Origin of the sequence: Teichococcus aestuarii (assembly GCF_042651065.1) — a bacterium.
Taxonomy (GTDB): Bacteria; Pseudomonadota; Alphaproteobacteria; order Acetobacterales; family Acetobacteraceae; genus Pseudoroseomonas; species Pseudoroseomonas aestuarii.
Genome location: NZ_JBHSCH010000029.1, coordinates 29,346 through 48,134 on the forward strand (window position 1 = coordinate 29,346; position 18,789 = coordinate 48,134).

At 65.3% G+C, this 18,789-nt stretch carries 13 protein-coding genes and 3 pseudogenes; 7 read left to right on the plus strand and 9 right to left on the minus strand.

The window, feature by feature from the left end; translation table 11 throughout:
• Positions 1-5: 5 nt before the first annotated feature.
• From ACFOY6_RS12830 to ACFOY6_RS12850, 5 genes are all read right to left on the minus strand, one after another.
• A complete protein-coding gene (locus ACFOY6_RS12830) occupies positions 6-1,370 on the minus strand; it encodes a TRAP transporter large permease (RefSeq protein ID WP_379638536.1) in 1,365 nt (454 codons plus the stop codon).
• A complete protein-coding gene (locus tag ACFOY6_RS12835; RefSeq protein WP_109519115.1) occupies positions 1,367-2,005 on the minus strand; it encodes a TRAP transporter small permease subunit in 639 nt (212 codons plus the stop codon). The genes ACFOY6_RS12830 and ACFOY6_RS12835 overlap by 4 nt, the downstream gene beginning before the upstream one ends.
• Positions 2,002-3,075: a TRAP transporter substrate-binding protein gene (locus ACFOY6_RS12840; protein ID WP_379651056.1), complete on the minus strand. Its 1,074-nt coding sequence runs from the start codon at positions 3,073-3,075 to the stop codon at positions 2,002-2,004. Before ACFOY6_RS12840 ends, ACFOY6_RS12835 begins: the two co-directional genes overlap by 4 nt.
• Positions 3,076-3,238: 163 nt before the next feature.
• A complete protein-coding gene (locus tag ACFOY6_RS12845) occupies positions 3,239-4,156 on the minus strand; it encodes a LysR family transcriptional regulator (protein WP_379638661.1) in 918 nt (305 codons plus the stop codon).
• A 99-nt stretch (positions 4,157-4,255) separates the two neighbouring features.
• A complete protein-coding gene (locus ACFOY6_RS12850; RefSeq protein ID WP_379651058.1) occupies positions 4,256-5,275 on the minus strand; it encodes an NADP-dependent oxidoreductase in 1,020 nt (339 codons plus the stop codon).
• Positions 5,276-5,364: 89 nt separating this feature from the next.
• Between ACFOY6_RS12850 and ACFOY6_RS12855 the strand changes: the two genes are divergently transcribed.
• Both ACFOY6_RS12855 and ACFOY6_RS12860 read left to right on the plus strand, forming a co-directional pair.
• Positions 5,365-5,940 carry a TetR/AcrR family transcriptional regulator gene (locus ACFOY6_RS12855; RefSeq protein ID WP_109519111.1) on the plus strand — a complete coding sequence of 192 codons (576 nt, stop codon included), beginning with the start codon at positions 5,365-5,367 and terminating at the stop codon, positions 5,938-5,940.
• 344 nt (positions 5,941-6,284) lie between these two features.
• The gene (locus ACFOY6_RS12860) at positions 6,285-7,850 is read left to right on the plus strand and encodes an MFS transporter (protein WP_379638757.1); all 1,566 of its coding nucleotides are present in this window, start codon (positions 6,285-6,287) and stop codon (positions 7,848-7,850) included.
• 121 nt (positions 7,851-7,971) lie between these two features.
• On the opposite strand, the gene ACFOY6_RS12865 is transcribed toward ACFOY6_RS12860, so the two are convergent.
• Positions 7,972-8,919, minus strand: a complete 948-nt coding sequence (locus ACFOY6_RS12865; RefSeq protein WP_109519109.1) for a replication protein RepA — start codon at positions 8,917-8,919, stop codon at positions 7,972-7,974.
• A 718-nt stretch (positions 8,920-9,637) separates the two neighbouring features.
• Between ACFOY6_RS12865 and ACFOY6_RS12870 the strand changes: the two are divergent.
• Positions 9,638-10,425 (plus strand): annotated as a pseudogene (locus ACFOY6_RS12870) (IS5 family transposase).
• A gap of 191 nt (positions 10,426-10,616) precedes the next feature.
• Here the strand turns inward: ACFOY6_RS12870 and ACFOY6_RS12875 are convergent.
• A complete protein-coding gene (locus ACFOY6_RS12875; RefSeq protein ID WP_379638814.1) occupies positions 10,617-11,066 on the minus strand; it encodes a hypothetical protein in 450 nt (149 codons plus the stop codon).
• A 273-nt stretch (positions 11,067-11,339) separates the two neighbouring features.
• Between ACFOY6_RS12875 and ACFOY6_RS12880 the strand changes: the two genes are divergently transcribed.
• Complete coding sequence (locus ACFOY6_RS12880) at positions 11,340-13,679, plus strand: PAS domain S-box protein (RefSeq protein ID WP_379651061.1); 2,340 nt, start codon at positions 11,340-11,342, stop codon at positions 13,677-13,679.
• 194 nt (positions 13,680-13,873) lie between these two features.
• Here the strand turns inward: ACFOY6_RS12880 and pepT are convergent, their stop codons facing one another.
• Positions 13,874-15,124 (minus strand): peptidase T, encoded by a 1,251-nt coding sequence (gene pepT / locus ACFOY6_RS12885; protein ID WP_379638868.1) that lies wholly within the window; start codon positions 15,122-15,124, stop codon positions 13,874-13,876.
• 486 nt (positions 15,125-15,610) lie between these two features.
• On the opposite strand from pepT, the pseudogene ACFOY6_RS12890 reads away from it, so the two are divergent.
• Together ACFOY6_RS12890 and ACFOY6_RS12895 are read left to right on the plus strand one after the other, a co-directional pair.
• A pseudogene (locus ACFOY6_RS12890) lies at positions 15,611-16,706 on the plus strand (IS3 family transposase).
• Positions 16,706-17,008 carry a hypothetical protein gene (locus tag ACFOY6_RS12895; RefSeq protein WP_379638898.1) on the plus strand — a complete coding sequence of 101 codons (303 nt, stop codon included), beginning with the start codon at positions 16,706-16,708 and terminating at the stop codon, positions 17,006-17,008. The pseudogene ACFOY6_RS12890 and the gene ACFOY6_RS12895 overlap by 1 nt, the downstream one beginning before the upstream one ends.
• A 171-nt stretch (positions 17,009-17,179) precedes the next feature.
• On the opposite strand, the gene ACFOY6_RS12900 is transcribed toward ACFOY6_RS12895, so the two are convergent.
• Positions 17,180-18,184, minus strand: coding sequence for a zinc metalloprotease HtpX (locus ACFOY6_RS12900; protein WP_379638912.1), 1,005 nt, complete (start codon positions 18,182-18,184; stop codon positions 17,180-17,182).
• A 413-nt stretch (positions 18,185-18,597) separates the two neighbouring features.
• Here ACFOY6_RS12900 and ACFOY6_RS12905 point away from each other — a divergent pair.
• Positions 18,598-18,789: pseudogene (locus ACFOY6_RS12905) on the plus strand (Crp/Fnr family transcriptional regulator); the annotation flags it as partial.

Genomic DNA, 18,789 nt, shown 5'->3' on the forward strand with positions numbered 1-18,789 from the left:
GGCGCTCAGCCCATCATCGCCGGCAGCCACAGGGCGATGCCGGGCCAGACCATCAGCAGGCCGACGGCCAGCAGATAGGCCAGCAGGAAGGGCATGACGCCGGCGAAGACATCGGTGATCGGCCCGCCGCGCGGGCGCATGCCCTGCAGCACGTACATCACCGTGCCGTCGGGCGGGCTGATCTGGGCGATCTCGACCAGCATGGTGACGACGACGCCGAACCAGATCGGGTCGTAGCCCAGGCCGACGACGATGGGGAACACGACCGGCACCGTGGTGATGATCATGGAGAAGCCCTCCATGAAGGTGCCAAGGGCGAAGTACATGCCGATGATGGCCAGCATGATGACCCAGGGCGGCACCGGCAGCCCGCCGATCAGCCCGGCCACCGCCTGCGGCACGTTGATCAGGGTCAGCACGTAGTTCAGCAGGTAGGCGCCCAGGATGATCAGGCCGAGCAGCGCGGTGTTGCGCGCCGTGGCCTCGGCGGAGGCGTTCAGCATGCGCCAGGAGAGCTTGCCCTCGACGGCGGCGAAGCCCGCGGCGCCGACCACGCCGAGCGCCGCCGCCTCGGTGGGCGTGGCGTAGCCGCCATAGATGGAGCCCAGCACCAGCAGCATCAGCAGCAGGGTCGGCACCAGGCCGCCCAGGGCGCGCAGCTTCAGGCCGATCGGCACCGGCGGCGGGCGCTCCATCGGGTTGCGCAGCCCGTGCAGCACGATGACGGCCACGAACAGCGCCGTGACCAGCAGGCTCGGCCCCAGCGCCGCGATGTAGAGCGCGCCCACGGAAGTCTCGGTGATCAGGCCATAGACGATGAAGGTGATGCCGGGCGGGATCAGGTTGCCCATGGCGCCGCCCGCCGCCAGCGAGCCCAGCACCATGCGCTGGCTGTACTTCGTGCCCTCGAAATAGGGCAGCGCGACCGAGCCCATGGTGGCCGCCGTGGCGACGGAGGAGCCGGAGATGGCCGAGAACAGGGCGCAGGAGGCGATGTTGGTGTGCAGCAGCCCGCCCGGCAGTCGGTTGAGCCAGACGTTCAGCGCCCGGTAGAGCCGGTCCGACAGCCCGGCGCGCAGCAGGATCTCGCCCATCAGCAGGAAGAGCGGCACCGCGATCAGCACGAAATTGCTGGAGGGACCCCAGAAGGTCTGGCCCGCGAACAGCCAGAAGGGGCGGTCGGAGAACAGCAGGCCGGTGAGCACCGCCAGGATGCCCAGCACCGCCGCGATGTGCACGCCGGCGCCGAAGAACACCAGGAAGACCGCGACGAGGCCCATGATCTCGGCCAGCGGCAGAGCCGGGCCGCCACTGGCGGCGGCGAAGAACAACAGCCCCAGAAGGCCGAGGAGGAAGACCAGCGCGATCATGCGGCCTGCCCCTTCCGCGCCATGGCCACCGCCTCCAGCGCCTCGCCGGCCTCGTCGTCGATGCTGCGGGAGCCGAGCAGCGCATCCGCCTCGCCGAAGCGGCCGCAGAGCAGGGTCAGCGCCGCCTCCAGCAGCAGGGCCGCGATCATCAGCAGGAAGACCAGCAGGCCGAAGGCCCAGATGCCCTGCGGCAGGGCCAGCGGGATGTGCAGGGCGCTGTTGTCGTGCGCGTCGAAGAGCAGCGATTCGTCGAGCAGCGACCAGCCGGCCCAGGCCAGGAATGCCGCGAAGCCGCCCAGCAGCAGCAGCGCCAGCACATGCAGCGTGGCGCGCGGCCGCAACGGCAGGCGGTTGACCAGCACATCCACCCGGATATGCGCCCGCGCCGCCAGGGTATGCGCCAGCGACCAGGAGATGCCGCAGGCCAGCATGTAGCCGGTGATCTCCACCGTCGCGGCGCTGGAGACGCCGAAGGCGGTGCGCCCGACGATGTCGGCGGTGATGAAAAGGGCGCAGAGGATGTAGTTCCAGCCGGCGAGGTAGGCCATGAGCCGCCCGGCCCGGTCCAGCCCCGCGCGCAGGCCCCGCGCCAGCCGCAGCGGCGCCGGGGCGGCGGCCCCGGCCCGCGCCGTCACGGCCGGTACTCCACCTTGGAGATCGGCGCGATCATCCGGTTGTAGATCTCGCCGCAGCGCGCTCCGCAACGCTTGACGAAGCCCGGCAGCACCGTGGTCTGCATCGCCTCGCGCACCAGGGCGCGGTCGGCCTCGGTGGCCTTGACCTCGGTCATCGGGCGCGGCGCGAGGCTGTGGATCCTGCAGGCCGCGGCATTGCCCGTGTTGCAGTCGATGCCATCGCGCGTGGCGGCATCGCCCAGGGTCCAGAGCGCGTCGGTCATCCGGGCGAAGGTGTCTTCCAGCAGGGCGCGGGCGGCGGGGTCCAGCCGGTTCCACCAGGAGAGGTTGACCATGTAGCCGGCCACCGCCCAGGAGAGCGGCAGATCGGAGATGTGCGAGGAGACCTCCGGCCAGCGGGCGGCGGCGCCGCTGCCGGTGCCCGTCACGGCGCAGTCGACCACGCCGCGCTCCAGGGCGCTGTAGACCTCGGGGAAGCCGATGCTGACCGGCAGCGCACCGATCTTCTGCACCAGATCGACCAGCGAGTTGCCGAAGGTGCGGATCTTGCGCCCCCGCAGATCGGCCAGGCTGGTGAAGGCGCTGCGGCAGAACAGCACCTGCGCCGGAAACGGATAGACCACCACCAGCCGGGTGTTGAAGCGCTCCAGCTCCTTGTTGGCGAGCGGCAGCATGGCCTCGGCGATGCGCCGGGCCTGGCCGATATCCGGGCTGAGGCCGGAGAGATCGATGCCATCGAGGATCGGCACATCGCCTGAGAGGGTGGAGAGGGTGCCGGCGCCGATCTCCACCTGCCCCGAGCGGACCAGCCGGACGATCTCGCTGCCCCCCAGGTTGCGCTCGGCATGGCTGCTGACCTGGACCGTGATCTGGCCGCCCGAGGCCTTCTGCAACCCGTCCCGCAGGATCGGCAGGTCGACGGTGGTGTATTGCGGGTTGGTCGGCACCGGCTGCGTCACGGCGGCGATGCTGAGCTTCAGCCCGGGCGGCAGCGACGACTGTGCCTGGGCGGGATGCAGCAGAGCCAGGGCGGCCGCGGCCAGGCCGCCAGCCAGCAAGGTCTTGAACATGATCGCGGAGCCTCTGTTCTTTTGAGAAGGCTTCCGGGCGACAAGCGTTTCCCTGCCGGCTTGCCGGCCGCTTCCGGGCCGCATGTCCCCTGCGGCTCCGGATTTCGGGCGATTAGGCGGCGGTTTCGAGCCGCTGTCGAATCGTCATTCTGGATAACTTTGATCAGGATTCCTGATCACCTCGCGCCGCTTTCTCCAGTTCTCCGCCGATGGCCGAAGCCCGCTCCGCCACCATGGCGGCCAGGAAGTTGTCGGGTCTGCGCAGGTAGCTGACATAGAAGGCGTTGCGCGGCAGGACGACATCGGTCACCTCCAGCACCCGCAGCAGGCCGGCCGCGATTTCCCGGCGCAGGACCGCCAGCGGCAGAATGCAGCAGCCCGCGCCATCCTGGGCCATGCGGACCATGAGGGTCAGCGAGGCGCTGCCCCAAAGCCGGACATCGGGCGTGCCGCTCGCCGCCAGGGCGCGCTGGATCTCCGCCGCCAAAGGGCTGTTGTGGGAAAAGCTGATCACCGGCCATCGTGTCAGCTCCGCCAGCGGCAGAGGGCCTTCCCGCAGTGGCAAGGCCGGGCTCGCCACCCAACCCAGCGGAAAATGGCAGAGCCGGCGGCTGACGGCGCGCGGGTCAGCTACGGGGCCCACCTGCATGCTGATATCGATCTCGCCCTGCCGAAGCTGGTCGGAGAGAATGTTCGTGGTGTCCACCATCAGGTCGAGCACCACCTGCGGGTAGCTGGCGCCGATCGATTCCAGCAGCCGGGGCATCAGGCTGTGGACCAGGGTTTCGGCCACGCCGATCCTCAGCACGCCACGGACGGCATTGGGCTGCCGGATGGCCTCCTGCAGTTCCTGCTGCAACTCCAGCATGCGCCGGGCATAGTCCAGCACGACCAGCCCCTCGCGGGTCAGCTCACGGCGACGGCTTCCCCGGCTGAAGAGGGTAACGCCGAGTTGCCGCTCCAGCTGGTCGATACGGGCCGAGACCGAGGGCTGCGTGGTGTTGAGCCGGGCGGCGGCGGCCCGGAACCCACCCAGCTCCACAACCCAGACAAAAGTCTCCAGCCATTTCAGGTCTTGCATAAGCCTTTTTGCTCGACCTTTCAGGGCACTTCCACCTGGAACATCGGGCTTCCAGGCCCTATCGGCGCTGCCGACAATCCGGGCCCAAACTCTTGATGGTCAGTCCATCGTGAGGACGATTTTGCCCTGAATGCGGCCGCTGGTGGCACGTTGATGCGCCCGTGAGACATCTGACAGCGGATATGTGCTGTCCACGATTACGCGGACGGTGCCGTTGGCGAGCAGGCGAGCGGCTTCCGCCAATTGCGCGCCGTTCGAGCGGACCTGTGTCGATGAAACCGTGACCCCCAGCGTCTCAGCTTCCTCGTGATCAATGAAGCCGAGCGGGTTGACCAGGAACAGGGCTCCGCCTCGCTTCACGGCGTGCAGGAAGCGGCCCATTTTCGCACCGCCGACCGCATCGAGAACGAGGTCCACATCACACACGACCTCCTCGGCCGCTGTCGTGGTGTAATCGATGAACTGATCGGCGCCGAGGTCGCGCAGCAACGCCTCATTCCTGCTGGACGCCACGGCAATAACGCGTGCCCCCTTCCACTTCGCCAATTGGACGGCCAGGTGCCCAACGCCGCCACTGGCGCCGTTGACGAGAACCGTCTTGCCCTGGAGCGGCACCGGCTCATGCCGGAAGGACTGGAACGGGTTCGGCTCATCGTGGCCCAGCTCGATCAGGAACTGCCATGCCGTGAGCAGCGACATGGGCGCGCCAGCCGCGTGGACATGGTCGATGCCCACGGGTTTGAGCGCCAGTTCCGGTGCTGGAATGCTGACATATTCAGCGTAGGCGCCACTGCCCTTCATCAGGTTCTCGGGGAAGCGCACCATCGCGTAAACTTCGTCGCCCCGATTGAATCCCCTCACGTCGTCGGCAACCGCCTCGACGACGCCCGACACATCCGTACCAGGGATAAGGGGAAAGGAGGGGTCAGGCCGCCACTCCGGAGGCAGTGCGCGGTAACCGTCCCGCAGGTACCAATCGGGGGGATTCAGGCCGGCGGCATGGGCGCGGACCAGCACCTCGCCGGGTGCTGCGACAGGCCGGGGCGCATCCTCGTAGCGGAGCACGCCGGGGCCGCCAAACTCGTGTAGCCTGGCCGCCTTCATTGTCCCTGTAGACATGGCTGTCTCCTCCGCTCCAGATAAGCCATCTATGTGGAGCACTGTCCCGAATATTCGGAGCATTGATCCGTTTGTCAAGCCGGAGAGCCATGCGCGCCGACGCGAAGAAGAATCATGATCATCTCCTGGCGGTCGCGCGCGACCTCCTGTCCGCGGGAGGGGCGGATGCCTCCTTGCGCGACATTGCGCGCACGGCCGGGGTGGGGCTCGGTACGCTCTACCGGCACTTCCCGACCCGCGAGGCGCTGTTGGAGGCCCTCCTCCGCAGCAGCTTCGACGCGCTGACGGTGCGGGCAGGCGACCTGGAGGCATCGGACACGCCCGGTGCAGCTCTGGTGACATGGCTGCGCGAGACGGTGGCAGTGGCAAGCAACTACAGTGGCGCGATCAAGTCGATGGTGGCCGCGATCGAGGACGAGACGTCGGCGCTCCATGCGTCATGTGTTGCAATGAAGGCTGCCGGTACGCGCCTCCTCGGCCGGGCACAGGCCGCAAAGGAAGCCCGTGCCGATATGGACGGCGCCGACCTGTTCGCGTTCGTCGGCGCGCTTTCTTGGGTAGCGGATCAACCCGCGCTTGCGTCCCGCTCCGACCATATCTTCGGGATCATTGTGGACGCGATTCTGATCAGTCCGGGAGCATCCAAGCTCCCGAAGCTCGGCTGATGGGCGGCACGAGCCTCTTCCATGGCCGGGGGAGCCAGCTATTCCCGCTTCTCGATCCTTCCTGGAGAAGCCGGTGCCGCCCCTACCAGGGGAGGGGGACAGCCAGGGAACGGGAGGTGGCAATGGACCGAACCCAGCGGTCGAATATCCGAAGTCAGACGTCCGCTTCTATCCGGCTAAACCCCTGAGCCTGCCAGTCCGCTCCCGGCCGAACCTTGCCCCCTTCACCCTCGATGAACAGCCTCATCATGCTGGCATCCGGTGGAAAATGAACGCCTGGCTGCCGTTCCTCATAATGGCGGACAGGGCCGGAGCCGGCCTGGCTGCTCTGAGGCAGGGATGCGATGAGCGGTCACGCCAGGCTGCTGGCCAAAGGCCCGGGTCTGGTTCACCTTGCCCTGATGACGTCCGACGCTGTCCCCGACACGCCAGCCTCCGCCGAGGAGCCGGCATGGCCTTCCTTGTGGCGGATCTTCCCGCCCATCCTGCTGCCCATCTTTCTCGCCGTGGTGGACGGCACCATCGTGGCAGCGGCCCTTCCCGCCATGGCCGGAGCCTTCGGCGACGTGGAGCGGGTGTCCTGGGTGGTGGCATCCTACCTGGTTGCCAGCACTGTGGCGGCCCCGGTGTATGGGCGGCTTGGCGACGCCTTCGGACGGCGGCGCCTGCTGCTCGTGGCGCTGGTGCTGTTTGTGGTGGCCTCGGTGCTGTGCGCCTTGGCACAAGGCATCCTGTCGCTGACAGCGGCGCGAGTGCTGCAGGGCTTCGGCGGCGGGGGGTTGATGGTGCTGTCCCAGGCGCTGCTTGGCGAGAACGTGCCGCGGCGCCAGCTCGGCCGTGCGCAGGGCATACTGGCCGCGGTGATCGTGGTCTCCTCCACCTTTGGCCCCGTGGCGGGCGGCGTGCTGACGCAGTTCTTCGGCTGGCCCTCGGTGTTCCTCATCAACCTGCCCCTGGGCGCACTGGCCATGCTGCTGGCGCTGCGCCTGCCGGTCCATCCTGTCCGGAAGACGCGGGGTAGCTTCGACTGGCCAGGCCTGCTGCTGTTCGCCGGCTTCGTAGTGCCTCTGCTGCTGGCGCTGGAACAGGTGCAGCCAGTCGACGCCGCGACACTGGTGGGGACCGCCGCCAGCCTCGGCGTGTCGCTGCTCTGCCTCGTGCTCCTCCTGCGGTTCGAACAGCGGGCGGTGCAGCCCTTGTTCCCGCTGGAGATGCTGCGGCGTCCGGCCATGTGGCGTGCCAACGCCATGGCCGCCTGCTCGGGCGCCCTGCTGGTCAGCGAGGTGACCCTTCTGCCGATCCACCTGCAGGCGGTGGATGGCGCTTCGGCGGCTCAGATCGGCTTGCTGATGCTGCCACTGACGGCAACGGTCGGGATGGGCTCGCTGGTAACAGGATGGCTCGTGACCCGTACTGGACGCTTGGCGATCTTCCCCGCGGTCGGACAAACGGCGGCAGCACTGGGTTTGCTGCTGGTCGCCTTCGGACATCATCAGGCCGGCGCGGTGCTGGGCCCTTGGGGGTTGCCGGCGATGCTTGCCCTTGTCGCGGTGTTCCAAGGTTCGGCGATGCCGGTGGCGCAGGTCACGGCTCAGGCGCTGGCACCGCCTGCCATGCTGGGAGCGGCGGCAGCCTCGGTGCAACTGTCGCGTTCGGTCGGCTCAGCAGCAGGCGTCACGGTCGTGATCGGCGCTTTGTTCGCGATCCTCGGCCAGGACAGCGCGGCCGCTGCGGTCTTCGCCGACATGGTGCGGCACGGCCCCGCTGCCCTGGCCGCCCTGCCGGACGCGATACGCGCCACGACAGCAGCACGGATCGACGCCGGCTTCAGCATCGCCTTCATGGCGGTGGCAGCCTTTGCCGTCATGAACGCCTTGCTGGCCTGGACCTTACCGTTACGGCGCATCTAGAGCGGCTACGCAGGGTGTGGGGTTTTGCGATGGCGCGTTCTTTACAAAGAAGCGCCCGGGCTGTGGCCAAGGCGTTGAAGTCGCTCTTCCATGCTTATCGCAAAGCCCCACGCCCCGTGGGTCAGGCAAGCTTGCGTATAGGAGGGGGGCTCGGGTGCAGCACGATGTGCGTATCCTCGACGTCTACCCGGGCCTCCGGATAGGCCGCCACAGCCTCGGCTAGCGAAGCGAGGAAGCGTGGCTTGAACTGAAACAGGTTCTTGTAACTGCCCCCAAACTGCTGGTGCAGGTCCTTCCAGCCGATCGGGGTGCGCTTGTTGAGGTGGTGCAGCCGGTAAGCCAGCCAGACATAGATATCGAGAGCTGCGGCGCTGTCCTTCAACTGCCGGATAGCCGCGTCCTGCAGAGGTACTGGATGGCGGCGCAACTGGTCGAAGAAGTCGGAGTCCAGCAGCACCCGATCCTCGAACAGGCTGCCTTGCCGGTCATCCCCTGTACCCTCCTGGAAGAACAAGCCGGACTTGATGATGCGCTCGTTGGTCATCATCGTGGGACGGCCGGACTTGCTGGGCTCTGTCTGCCATGAGAAGCGCATGGAGCAGGTCGCAATGCGCCGTGCCTGCTCGCGCAGCGTCGAGGCCGTCTCCCCGCCGACTGCCAGGCCGAGCCTCTTCATCCACTCACGCATCGAGCGGCCAAGGCTTACCTCGCGGCTGTCGGTCAGCACGGCCTGCGTCTGGAGATAAATCAGGATCAGGCGGGCGCGCGCTCCGAAAGGCACGCCCATAAGCTTCGGCTGGCCGTCGCCCATCACGATCCGGCCGGGCTCAATGATCAGCGTCAAGGGCCCGACGGTGCGGATCCAGGCTTCATCGTCGCCGGGCTTCCGGTGCGGCAGGGAGGTCAGACACAGACCGGAATAGCTGTAGCCTTTCTGGCCGCTTTCATCTCCGAGCACTTCGCTGGCAATCTTGACCAGGGACTGGTCACTAGGATCCGCCAGCGTCCGGGCCTGCTCGCGGCCATGCAGCAGGACGAGTTGCCGCACTCCCTTCGCTGCATCGGCCATGGCTTCGCTCCGAAATTTACCATCTCATCAATAAGCAAAGTGACGGTTTCGGCCGGCTGTCGCAAGCGTGGGACTTTGCGATGGAACATCTAGGAAGATCTAGTTGTTTACTAATTGGAGTGCTCGCAAAACCCCACGGTATAACCCGGATTCCCTCGCAAACTCCCACAGTCGCATCGCAAAATCCCCCGGGATAACCCGGCTACGGTGGATAACTGCCGCCCGCCTGATCGGCGGAGAATGTGCGGATTCGCCATCCTGCACATCGGCCTCGAGTCGCGCCTCTGATGGAATTCCGTCTCCCTCCTGCAAGCACGCAGTCCCGCTGCTTCAGTTCAAGGCCGTCCGCCGCTTTCCAAACGGACTGCCGCGAGTTCTCGGAGCCGTTACGTCATGCACAAGAGGTTTTCCTGCCTGATGACCAAATCGCCCCTATGGGGTGGAACGGCCGCTTGGTGCTGGGCCCTATTTAAAATATCACGTGATAATATTTTGAATGAGATGATTTTTAGTGAAATTATACTAAGATAATATGGCAAAATAGACAATGAGCCGTCGTTATAGTAAAAATTTTGGTAAATTTGATATTCTGTACAGAATTTTCTCTGCCAATAACTTCCTGACTAAGAGGCTGGCTGGAAACGGGAACGGAATGAGGGTTGGCTGGCCGGGGCGGGGATGATTTCAGCGGGTTGCCGAGACCAAGTTGGAGCGCCTGATGTGGGCCCTGACCAGCCGGAAGCAGCATAGCCGAGCAGGGCTGCGTATCGCCAGCGACCTGACGGAGACGGAATGGGCAGTGCTGGAGCCGATGATGCCGCAGGCCCGGCGGACGGGGCAGCACCGGACCTGGCCCCCTCGGCTGGTGTTGGAGGCGATCTTCTTCGTCCTGCGGAGCGGTTGCCCCTGGCGCATGCTAACGGAGCGGTTCCCGCCCAAGCAAACCGTCTAAGGCTGGTTCCTGTTTGAAGCGCTGGCTCATCGCCTGGTCCTGCTGGAGCGGGAAAGATTGGGCCGAGACGCCAGCCCCAGTGCCGCGGTGATCGACAGCCAGAGCGTCAGAACCACCGAGGCCGGAGGTCCGCATGGCTATGACGCGGGCAGGAAGATCAAAGGTCGCAAGCGGCACATCATGGTCGATACCGCAGGGCGGCCTCTGGTGCCGCGCAGCCATTCCGGCATCCAGGACAGGGATGAGGCGGTGCCGAGCTTGAAGGCTTCGCGCAAACGCTTCCCCTTTATCAAGAAGGTCTTCGCCGACAGCGCTTACGTGGGAGAGCGCGTCGCCAAGGCGACTTGCATCACGCCCGAGATCATCCGCAAACCCAAGGGCCAGATCGGCTTCGCCGTGCAGCCGAGACGTTGGGTGGTGGAGAGAACCTTCGCCTGGCTGAACCGTAACCGCAGGTTGGCCAAGGACTTCGAACGAACCATCGCTTCCGCCAAGCCTTCCTCTACGCCGCTTCCGTCATGCTCCTCGTCAGGCGCCTCGGTCGTTCCGCATGAGTTTCCAGCCAGCCTCCGACAAATATGGATTATCAAACATAACTTTGGCTAAAAGCCATCTGATTTACGGCGAGCACGATAATCAAAGGTTATCAGGCTGGTCTAGGGTCGTCATGCAACTCTATAAGCCTTGCGGCGCCAACTTGCGCAGCATGCCGGAGCTTTGAAGGTCGAGCAGCAGTTGTCACTGTTCAGGCCAACTTGGCACGTTTCCCATGCCTACCTGTTGGCTGAGGCTCGGGGCCTGCCATGGTCAGCATGACGTGCAGCGCGGCTGCGCGAGCCGGGATGTCCAGGCGCCTGTACGCCCGGAGCAGCGCGTCCTCGTCGGCGGCAAGCAGGCCCAGGTTAGCCTGGTCCTCTTCAAGAAGTTCCTGGGGTGGCTGCGCGTCCGGGTCGAGGCCGACGAGGTAGGCCACGGAGGTGGACAGCGCCTCTGACAGGCGGACCAGCGATTGGCCGCGGGGCACGCGGGCCTTGCCCTGGCGGATGTTCTCCAACAGGTCCGGGGGCAGGCCCGCGGCACGCAGAGCCTCCTCGGCATTAAGGCCAAGGCGCTCCAGGCGGCCCTCGACACGCTCGATAAGGGGATGAGCTTCGATTTCCATGTCGCCCTCCATACCGTGGCCCTGCAAGGCCATGTTCCATCCTCAATGGGAGACGATCCCACCGCAGCGCTCATCACAGGTCCGGCAACCCAAAAAAGTCCCTGGTTGTGTAGAAATCCATAAGACACTCTCATAACGTGCACTGTGGATCTTAACGGGATCACCCTCTTGGCAACCTCTCGAGAAAGACAAAAGGCCTCAAGATTTCTGTTCGGTCCACGTCCCCTACGGATCCACCTTGCAGCCATTGTCTTTGTTGCTCTCCTGCCAGCACTGAGTGTCGGCGCGGTTGGTGCATGGCTGGCCATGGGCAGCTTCCAGCGCGCCTTCGAGGACCGGCTACGTGACACCGCCCGCGGTGTAGCCCTCGTCATTAGCCGCGAGATTGCCAATCATGTTTCCACGCTGTCCGCCCTTGCCACGTCCCCCTCGCTCGATGGGGGAGCCGATGGGGATCTAAAGGCCTTCTACACGCATGCGCGCCGCGCCGCAGAGGCCGTGGGCTCCTCCGTCGGGCTGGTCGGGCCCGATCTTCGCATCCGGATCGACACTGACCGTGCGTTCGGCGCGAGGCTTCCGACGACTGCCGCCTCTGCGATAACGCGAACAGCGCTGGAGAGGGCGAGGCCGAGTGTCAGCAACCTCCTGACCGGTGCCATCTCCCAACGACCAGTCATTATCGTCAACGTTCCCGTGCTGCGGGAGGGCCGCGGCGTTGCGGTGATCGGCACGCGCATCGATCCGGAACGGCTCTCCGGCCTCCTCGCCGCACCGAATCTTTCAGGTGGCGCCGTCGCGACCATTGCCGACGGCCAGAACATCATCATCGCGCGCTCGCGGGAGGCCGGGAATTTCATTGGCCGGCAGGTTCCGAACTGGTACGCGGAGGCCACCAACGGGCAGACGGACGGCCTAGCCTCCGGCAGAACTTTGGCTGGAGAGGAGGTCAAGCTCGCCTTTCAGGGCATCTCAGGCACCCCCGGATGGACCTTGATGGTGCTTGAACCCATTGCTGCCTACGATGCGAGTTGGCGCCCACCCATCATGACCTTGGTGCTGGGCGGGGCAGCCGCGCTGGTGCTTGCGTTGGCTTTTGCCCTGTGGCTGGGTGGTCGCGTTCTCAATCCCATTGCTACTTTGCAGAAGCAGGCTGAGACCGTGGCGGCAGGAGGCGGGGGAAACACCCTCGTGTCCTTCTCGCCTGCCTCGCATCGCCTGGGTGTCACCGAGTTCGAATCCCTGCGCGCGGCGATCAGTTCTGCAGGTGCGACCATGGCAGCCAGCGAACGGCGTCATCGGGCGTTGGTCGAAGCTGGCGCCGCAGCACTCTGGCGTGCAGAGCCGGATGGCTACATTCTCGAAAGCCGGGGATGGGAACTTCTGACCGGGCAAGGCGGGGAGGAGTTGCGCGGGAGAGGATGGCTGCGAGCACTGCACCCCGACGACGTCGAGCCGACGGTAGCGGAGTGGCGGCAGGCAATGGCCGAGAGAAGGCCCGTGAGCGTCGAGTACCGCGTCCGGGCACGGGATGGGCAGTGGCTTTGGCACCAGGCGCGGGGTGTGCCGATCCTCGATGACGGGGGCCGGATCAAGGAATGGTTCGGCGTCATCGCCAACATCCATGACCGCAAAGGGGTCGAGGCGGCGCTCGCCGCAAGCGAGGCACGGATGCGCGCTTTGGTGGACACGGCACCCGACGCCATTGTGGTGATGGACGTGCGAGGCATCGTCCAGTCCTTCAACCAGGGAGCTGAGCACATATTCGGTCATGCGGCAGTGGAGGTGGTTGGGCAGAACATCTCCATGCTGATGCCCGCACCCGATGCGGAGCGGCATGACAGCTACCTCGCGCACTACCTGCGCACGGGTGAGCGGCGCGTCCTGGGCGCCGTCACCAAGCTCGAGGGGCTGCGCCAGGATGGCTCCCTTATTCCCCTCGAAGCATCCATTGGCGAGTGGCAGGACGCGGCCGGCGCCCGGTTCTTTACCGGCGTGCTGCGCGACATCACCGAGCGGCGCGCGGCGGAGGAAAAGCAGAACCTACTGGCCCGTGAGGTGGATCACCGCGCCAAGAATGCCTTGGCGGTTGTTCAATCCATGCTGCGCCTGACGCCGGCAAATGACCCCAGATCCTTTGCCGCGGCTGTTGAGGCGCGCGTGGCGGCGCTTGCACGGGCGCACTCCTTGCTTGCACAGGAAGGCTGGCTGGCGGCTGATCTCCGTACCGTAGCGGAGCGGGAACTGGCGGCCCATTCCCGGCAGTACGAGCAGGAGGAGGCTATCATCCTGAGCGGCCCACCCTGCCGGCTTTCGTCCACGGCGGTGCAGCCCATGGCCATGGTGTTGCACGAGTTAGCAACGAATGCGGTCAAGCATGGAGCACTCTCGGCGCCCGGCGGCAAGGTCCAGCTCGCCTGGCGCCTGGATACCTGCGCCGGATTGCTGTGTCTGCAATGGGCGGAAAGCGGCGGACCGCCCGTTGCGCAACCGACGCGACGGGGCTTTGGTTCACGGGTGATCGAGGCGACAATTCGCAGCCAGCTCGGCGGGACGTTGGCATGGCACTGGGAGAGAACAGGCCTGATCTGTGACATTTCGATCCCCCTCGCGAAGGCCAGTGCGACTGCGCCTTTGGCAGCCGCATAGAAGCTCAACAGGCCAGCCTTGGTCGGGAATGTGCGCCAACTGTCAATCACCGCAACTGCTCAATGATGACCCGAGGAGCGTGATCAAGCCACTTCGCAAAGGAGCCAAGCGAAGACGCTGAGCAACGAAACGGATGGCTGCTTCTGGCAGAGAGGCCGCGAAGCTTTCCACTACCAGCGGCGTCGATCCAACGCTCAAGCCGCGCTTTCCCGTTCCTCAGCCGCCAGGGCGCAAAGACGCTCGGTCAGGCGGTAGGCCTCGACAAAGGAGCCGACGGGCAGGAACTCGAAGCGCGAGTGGAAATTGTGCGCGCCCGTGAAATAGTTTGGCGTTGGCACGCCACGGGCGGACAAAGCGGAGCCATCCGTGCCGCCGCGCATCGCGATCACCTTGGGCGCGATGCCCATCTCCCGCAGCCCGCGGAAGATCAGCTCCACGCAGTGCCGGTCGTTGCCCAGAGCCGCATCGATGTTGCTGTAGCTGTCCTCGATGCGGCATTCGATGCGGGCGCGGGGGTGGCGTGCCCGCAGCGCCTCCACCGCCTCGGCGGCGAAGCGCTTGCGGGCGGCGAAGCGCTCACCGTCATGGTCGCGGATCGAGATCTGCAGCTGCGCCGTGCTCTGGTTGCCGGTGATGCCGTTGCACCACCAGTAGCCCTCGCGCCCTTCCGTATGCTCGGGCGTCTGCAGAGGGTCGAACATGCCCACCAGCTCGGTGGCAATGAGGATGGGGTTCACCAGGACACCCTTGGCCGCCATGGGATGGGCGGTGACGCCGGTGATGTCTACAGTGACGCTGGCGGCATTGAAGGTCTCATAGACCACCTCGCCCCGCTCGCAGCAGTCGATGGTGTAGGCGAAAGCGGCGGGGAAGCGCGCGAGGTCCAGCAGCTTGGCGCCGCGCAGGCCGATTTCCTCATCTGGCACGAAGGCCACGATGATGTCGCCGCGCGGCGCATCGCTCTCCCTCAGCCGGTCCAGCAGCGTCATCACCACGGCGATGGCCGCCTTGTTGTCCGCGCCCAGGACGCTGGTGCCGTCGCCGAGCAGGATCTCCTGCCCGCGATAGGCCAGGATCTCCGGGTGTTCGGCGACACGCAGCCAGATGTCCTGCTCCCGGTTCAGCGGCAGATCGCCGCCCTCGAACATCATGCGCTGCGGCTTGACCTCGGGGGAGAGGCCGACATCCACTGTGTCCAGATGCGCCACGAAGCCGATGCAGGGCGCTCCCGCCCGGTTTCCCGGCAGCCGGGCAGTCAGGATGCCATGCGCGTCGAGGTGGATGTCCGGCAGGCCGAGCGCCTCTAATTCGGTCTTCAGCAGCTCCGCCAGCCGGCGCTGTCCGGGGGTGCTGGGTACGATAGTGGCCTTCGCATCGCTCTGGCTCTCAATCGCGAGGTAGCGGAAGAAGCGCTCGATGAGCTGCTCGGCGAGGACGTTGGCCATGAGAAATGCTCCTGTATGTAAAGCCCAAACGCATTGACGCGGCGCACAGAGCATCATCGCCCCTGGGTACCGGCCGCCAAAGGACGAAAAGAAGCCTGGAACTGGCATGTAGCGTTATCAGGCTCAGATCAATTGCTCGGTTTTGAATGCGCATCTGATAATCAGAGGATTGTCGTTTTCTATATCAATGGTGGCATTCTTGCCGAGGAAAAGGTGGGAGGCTACAGGCCGACCTAACTCAGGGTTCGGTCACGCGTAGAGGCCAAGGAAGAGGTCACCCATGGCCCAGCGCCGACGCATGGTCTTCCACGGCTGCGCGCGGTGGTAGGTGCGGTCGTGCAGCAGGCGGCAGCGCCGGCAAAGGGCATGAAGGTTGCGCAGGCGGTTGTCGCGCGGGTCGTGGTTCAGTGACCTTAAACCTGTAAACTGGCCCGGCCATTCTGAGAGCTTTCCGGCAGGATTGTTGACCTGAACGGAGGCTTGGTGATGCGGAAGAGCCACGACACGGAAGAGCAGATTGCCTTCGCCTTGAAGCAGGCGCAGTCGGGCACGGCGGTGGCAGAGGTGTGCCGCAAGATGGGCGTGTCGGAGGCCACGTTCTTCCGCTGAAAGCAGAAGTACGGTGGCCTGGGCCCTTCGGAGCTCCGGCAGCTGCGGCAGCTCCAGGAGGAGAATACCAAGCTGAAACGCCTGGTGGCCGATCTCAGCCTGGACAAGGCCATGTTGCAGGACGTGCTGGCAAAAAAGCCCTGACGCCTGATCGTCGGCGCGACCTTGTCCGGCACGTGCAGGACAGGTCCGGCGTGAGTGAACGCCGGGGATGTGCGGCGCTGCGCTTCCACCGCTCTTCGCAGCGTTATCGCTCCAGTCGCGACGACCAGGCGCCCCTGAGACTGCGGATCCGCGAGATTGCCGCGGTGCGTGTCCGCTACGGTTGCCCGCGCATCCATATCCTGCTCCGGCGCGAAGGCTGGGCCGTGGACAGGAAACGCGTCTACCGGCTGTACCGTCTGGAAGGTCTGAGCCTGCGCTGCAAACGTCCACGGCGGCACGTCACCGCGGTACGACGCCTGGAGCGGGAGGTCGCGACCAGGCCGAACCAGCAATGGTCGATGGACTTCGTCTCCGATGCCCTGTTCGACGGGCGCCGATCCGCGCCCTGACGCTGGTCGACAACGATACCCGGGAGGCGCTGGCGATCGTCGTGGACGGTGGCATCCGGGGTAAGCACGTCGTGCAGGCGGTCGAGCGGATCGCGGCACATCGTGGTGCGCCGGAACGGATCAGGGTCGACAACGGTCCCGAGTTCGTGTCGAAGGCGCTGGACCGCTGGGCCTATGAGCGCGGCGTGACGCTGGACTTCTCCCGACCGGGCAAGCCAACCGACAACGGGTTGGTGGAGAGTTTCAACGGCCGCCTGCGCGACGAATGCCTGGACACGTATTGGTTCTTGTCGCTGGAGGATGCCAGGAGCAAGATCGAAGCCTGGAGACGGGACGACAATGCGTGCCGTCCTCACAGTGCCCTGGGGCACCTGACGCCCCAGGAATTCGCTGCCAAAGCAGCCCGGAAGGGCTGCTGATGAAGCCGGAACGCTCTCCCTGCGGGCGGACCAGTTCCGGGGCTACGGTCAACAAGCCCGACGAGTTGCATAGGGCCCGGGCCAGATCAGGGGTCAGGACCAAGGCGCGCTTTGCGCAGGCCTTCAAGCTGACGCGGCGGTTGGTCATTGAGTTGGAGGCAGGAACAGCAAATCCGACGGCAGAAACGCTGGCAAAGATCGGCAAGCCTTTTGGCTATCAAGTTGGCTTTGTGCCAACAAAGTCCACTGAGAGAGCAAGCAAAGAGGACGAGCAGGATGAAACTTGGTCAGATTATCGCTGAGCGTCTGAAAGCTTGTTCGCCGCACACCTGGGTACCTCGAAGAACCTGTTGCTGCGCTGTGCTGGGGGGCCTGACAGGCACCTGAGGCAGCGATCTGGCCTTGTGGGTAAGCTGGCGAGGTAGGACCTGCCTGGAACTTCGCGAATCCGTCTTCGCTTGACCTGGCGCTGCTTAGAGCATCCAGCGCCGCGCAAAGCGCTGACCGGCATGGCCGCGCGGCATCACCATATCGCGCATGACAGCGTCCAACACTGAGGACTTCACAGGCGGTGCCGTCGTGACGATGCAGGCGAGCCGTGCGACGCGCTCCCGGACAGTCGGATGGGTTCGGAGCCAACGCAGCCACCAAGCGCCGCTGCGTGTTGCCAGCCGTTCCCAGTCATCGCCCTGAAGACGCTCGAGCCGCACCAGGGCTGCCGCCAGCCCGGCTGGATCGCCGGTAAGCTCGACAGCGCCGGCATCGGCAAGGAACTCCCGCCTCCGCGAAAGGGAAAGCGTGAGCAGGTCGCCCACCGTCGGTGCGGCAACGAGCAGAAGGATGGCCAGCGGTGACGGTGCCGCACCGGCAGCCACCAGGGCCGGCAACCAAAGCATCAGCAGCATGGTGCCTATCAAACCCATGCCACGCGTCAGCGTCGCCGCAGCGGCGGCAAGCCGCAGAACACGAAGATCTCCATGCCGGAGATGAGCTATCTCATGCGCGAGCACTCCTGCCACTTCGCGGGGTGGCAAGGTGGTGAGCAGGCCAATGGTCAAGGCGATTACCGGGCTCTTCCGCCCACCGCCCGCCATGGCCTGAATTTGGCTGGAGGGTATCAGGTGAAGCATGGGCACACGCGGAAGGCCGGCGCGGCGTGCCACCTCCTGGGTCAGCGCATAAAGTTCCGGTGCCTGCGCTGGGTGAAGCGGGACGGCGCCGAACACGTGGCGGAATGCCGTGTCGCCAGCGATTGGCTCTAACAGGAGCAACAGCAGCGACGCGCCTGCGGCGAGCAGCATGCCGTCAAGACCAGCCAGGAGGCTGCCTGTCATCGCTGCGAGTAATCCAAGGCCGACAAGCAGCAATACCGACTGCAGCCGGTTCAGCTGCTGATGACGACGCAGCGCCGCGCGGTCGAGCCAAAGCGGCTTTTGTATAGGCGCTGCCGCAAGTGCAGCGTTGAAGCAATGGTGCATGCTCTCTCTCATCGTCAATGGCGGGCGGCACGGCGGAGAAAAAGCTCAAAATGATCCGCTGCTTCGAACGCTTCGCGACTCGAAATTTCGGAATGGTTCCGCTGCCGACTGCACTTGGCCAGGGCGGCTCTGGCGACTCGTTGACCGCTTTAGAAGCGTTAGTTCCTCTTCGCCTGCTTGTAGCAGCTGGCTTCAGTACCAGAACATTAGAACAGCGTGTGGTCTGGATGCTGAGTGGCATCAGCCATGGTCGGTGCCTCCCGCCGGTGCTGGCCTGAAGGGCCTGCGCGATACCGTACAGACAGGCCGAGCTTCGCCCTTTATGTAGGGCCCATCGCTCGCTGATGGTTTTCCGGCGCGGGTGGCCGAGAGACGTCTGCGCTCTTGCCGACGCCATGTCGCAGGAGCCCATCATGGCCCGCTCTGCCCAAATCCCTACCACGCCCCGCAACCGCCTGCTCGCCGCCCTGCCGCCGGACAGCCTCGCCCGTCTCTGGCCGAAGCTGGAACGGGTGGAGATGCAGCTCCGCCAGGTGCTGCACAAGCCGGAAGTGGCCATCGAGAATGTCTATTTCCCGGAAAGCGGGTGGTGCTCCATGCTCGCC

Excerpts from the sequence above, each read along its gene's own strand:
- ACFOY6_RS12830 (WP_379638536.1), bottom strand. The coding sequence starts at position 1,370 with ATGATCGCGCTGGTCTTCCTCCTCGGCCTTCTGGGGCTGTTGTTCTTC.
- ACFOY6_RS12840 (WP_379651056.1), bottom strand. The coding sequence starts at position 3,075 with ATGTTCAAGACCTTGCTGGCTGGCGGCCTGGCCGCGGCCGCCCTGGCT.
- ACFOY6_RS12845 (WP_379638661.1), bottom strand. The coding sequence starts at position 4,156 with ATGCAAGACCTGAAATGGCTGGAGACTTTTGTCTGGGTTGTGGAGCTG.
- ACFOY6_RS12850 (WP_379651058.1), bottom strand. The coding sequence starts at position 5,275 with ATGTCTACAGGGACAATGAAGGCGGCCAGGCTACACGAGTTTGGCGGC.
- ACFOY6_RS12855 (WP_109519111.1), top strand. The coding sequence starts at position 5,365 with ATGCGCGCCGACGCGAAGAAGAATCATGATCATCTCCTGGCGGTCGCG.
- ACFOY6_RS12860 (WP_379638757.1), top strand. The coding sequence starts at position 6,285 with ATGAGCGGTCACGCCAGGCTGCTGGCCAAAGGCCCGGGTCTGGTTCAC.
- ACFOY6_RS12865 (WP_109519109.1), bottom strand. The coding sequence starts at position 8,919 with ATGGCCGATGCAGCGAAGGGAGTGCGGCAACTCGTCCTGCTGCATGGC.
- ACFOY6_RS12875 (WP_379638814.1), bottom strand. The coding sequence starts at position 11,066 with ATGGCCTTGCAGGGCCACGGTATGGAGGGCGACATGGAAATCGAAGCT.
- ACFOY6_RS12880 (WP_379651061.1), top strand. The coding sequence starts at position 11,340 with ATGGGCAGCTTCCAGCGCGCCTTCGAGGACCGGCTACGTGACACCGCC.
- pepT (WP_379638868.1), bottom strand. The coding sequence starts at position 15,124 with ATGGCCAACGTCCTCGCCGAGCAGCTCATCGAGCGCTTCTTCCGCTAC.
- ACFOY6_RS12895 (WP_379638898.1), top strand. The coding sequence starts at position 16,706 with ATGAAGCCGGAACGCTCTCCCTGCGGGCGGACCAGTTCCGGGGCTACG.
- ACFOY6_RS12900 (WP_379638912.1), bottom strand. The coding sequence starts at position 18,184 with ATGCACCATTGCTTCAACGCTGCACTTGCGGCAGCGCCTATACAAAAG.